Origin of the sequence: Rahnella sp. ChDrAdgB13 (assembly GCF_017655185.1) — a bacterium.
Lineage (GTDB): Bacteria > Pseudomonadota > Gammaproteobacteria > Enterobacterales > Enterobacteriaceae > Rahnella > Rahnella contaminans.
On the sequence record NZ_JAEMGT010000200.1, the window covers coordinates 1 to 2,662 of the forward strand.

Here is a 2,662-nt window from a genome sequence, read left to right on the forward strand (position 1 = left end):
GACCGTATCGGAAGGGTAAATCAGCCCGGCAAGGGCGAGCGTTACAGGGTTATCAATAAGCCCGTCTGAAAGCACATCAGCTCCGCCCGAAACCAGGCGTTTACCGCCACCAGCCAGCCATGAACCCATCCGGCCAAACAAGCCAGGTTTACCCGCTGCGCCGCCTACAATATCTTCAGCCGTACCGATACCGTCTTCAACGACGGAGCCGCCCTTACTAAGCCAGCCTTTGATCTTACCCCATCCCCAGCCGCCTGCTGCACCACCAATAACGCTCCCACCCAAACCACTCAGCAGCCCCTTAAAGGCAGTGGTGGTGCCAGAAACTGCCTCACCAAGCACAGGGAATTGCTTCTCGAGGTCGGCAATCTCATTTTTCAGGTCGCCCCAGATACCTGCCGCACCGCCTAAAGCACTGTCGCTGGTTAGCTCATTAACATGATCACCACGATCCGATTTCCATTTAGAACCCGCGCTGACCAAGTCGAAATCCTGGTCGGCAGAGCGCTGACCGTCTGGCAGGCCAAACTGGTTAACACCTTCGTTTGTCAGACCACCAAACACATCGCGGTTACGGTCAAAGTTAATGTAGGCATTTCGCGCCTGCTGGTTCGGGAATAACTGTGAAATATGCTGACCGTGGATCTGCATGATTTGCGCATTCAGTTTCTCACGGTCGGCAGGGTCTGTGGCGTTGGTCAGTTGCTTTTGGTACTTCTGATAAAGTGGGTCGCTATTGTCCAGTTTTCCGATGACATTTGTTACCGTATCCAGCGGCGTCAGTCCCTTAGCCAGGTCTTTGCGCATCATGGTTTTAATGTCGATGCCCTTGCCGCCAATTTTGATACGTTTGGCATTGTTGGTCAGGTTGCTGGATGTCAGTTCAGCAAGGAAATCATTGGCATTTGTCGCGGCGTCCTGCGGGTCTTTGGCTCCGATGGCTGAGGCTTCGAAGAAGGCAGCAAGTTGGGAGAAGCCGCGCTGACCGTGAAAACCGGCAGACTTACCCGCCTCCAGCCCACGAGGCATCTCGCGGGCCAGGGTCGGCACATCGATACGGCCATGCTGTGCCATTGTGGTCAGAACGCTCAGTGCAGCGGGCGCGTCTTTATCATCGAGACCGAAATTAACTGCGCTGCCCTGCGTGTTAGCCACAGAAGCAGCATCAGCACCGGTAGCAACGGCATTACGCAAGACATTAGGCAGGAATTTATACGCTTGTTCGCGGCTCATCACGCCAGAGCGCATCATAGTTTCAAGCCCGGAAAACGCTTCATCCCCGCTGGCACCACTGGAACTTACTGAGTCTTTGATAACCTGGTCAATGCGCTTCATCCCGTTTTCGCGTCCGGCCAGGTCGCTGCCGCTGTATGCAAAGTTTGCCTGGTTACGCAGTGCGGCATCGTAGGACGCTGCATCAGTGATCGGCTTGCGTAGGGCCATTCCTGCACCGGCAATAAAACCACCTACAGCCCCAATGGTTTTAAAGGTGGTGGTCATGCGGCTTTGGGTGCGTTCTGTTTCACCGAGTTCGCGGCGTAACTTCCCGACCGTGCTGGTCATTTTCTCATAGGCGCGGGCCTGCTCATTGGCCGACATGACGCCGGAACGCTCAAGGCGATTGTAGGCAGCGATGGTCTGGGCGATTTCGCGCTGAATGTTACGTTCACTGCGGATACCCAGCGTTTCCCGTGCTTCCTGAGCAGCATTACGCTGCGGGCGAAAAATCTTCTCCTGCTGGCGTTCCATTGCACCCATTTCACGATTCAGGCGCTCAATGTTTGACGTCATCTTGTCAAAGGCGCGGGCCTGTTCGCTGGCAGATAATGTCCCCGAACGCGCCAGGCGAAGATACGCCGCCGCCGTGCGATCAATTTCGCGCTGGATAGTTCGCTCACTGCGCATGCCCAGTTGCTCACGCGCCTGCTGCATGCGTTTCAGTTCTTCCTTAATACCGCGAATTTTAGGGGTGGCATTATCGTTAACGCCAATGCCGAATTGCGTCTCAAACGGGCCAGCCATGCGTTATGTCCTGCGGTGTTTTCGATATGAGGGAGTTTTACGGCGAGCGCTGACGTAGGTGCGGTTTTCGCCAGCCTGCTGTTTTTGCCAGGCTTTGGGGTTCTCGATGCGGAGTACCGCATCGAGCTTTGCCGCCAGTTCTACAGCACTAAAGGCGCGGACATCTTCTTCGGTGTACCCGTATTTTCGGAGTCTGACGCAGGTGACACCAAAATCCCGGTATTTGCGTTCATATCTTTCAACTTTTTTTTCAGCTCGGCGCGTTTTTGCTGCAGGAGAATATAATCATCGCTGGATAATCCGCGGATGAGCTGATAAGTGAGGTCATCTTTCGGGATGGTGCCCAGAGAATCCAGGCACATGGCCATCAATACGGCACCATACGCAGAGTCTGGCGCATCCGCTTCTGCAGCGTCGATCTCATCCCCCACAGTCTGCTGACGCAACACAAAATCCTTATGGATTGCGCCCTGGTATTCGATGCCAAAGTCCAGTATGCCTGCTATGGTTTTGGTGTTTTTAGTCTTTCCGGTCATCATTATTTCCTGCTCATTCGGTAATGCGGTTAAGTGCAAAGCCGGTGATGCTCACCCGTGCTTCGTTATCCACGTTGTACTGGTCGCCCACGGTCTGGACGGTG

The 2,662-nt window shown here is 54.5% G+C and carries 2 protein-coding genes; both read right to left on the bottom strand.

The annotated features are described in order from the left end of the window. On the bottom strand, positions 1–2,022 hold a 2,022-nt coding region (locus J8X26_RS26590), incomplete at its 3' end, for a phage tail tape measure protein (RefSeq protein ID WP_208952530.1). Between the two features lie 140 nt (positions 2,023–2,162). Continuing rightward, positions 2,163–2,561: a phage tail assembly protein gene (locus J8X26_RS26595; protein ID WP_208952531.1), complete on the bottom strand. Its 399-nt coding sequence runs from the start codon at positions 2,559–2,561 to the stop codon at positions 2,163–2,165. Positions 2,562–2,662: the final 101 nt, after the last annotated feature.

What these genes read in the sequence shown, in the direction of transcription:
- J8X26_RS26595 (WP_208952531.1), bottom strand. Translation starts at nt 2,561, where the DNA reads ATGATGACCGGAAAGACTAAAAACACCAAAACCATAGCAGGCATACTG.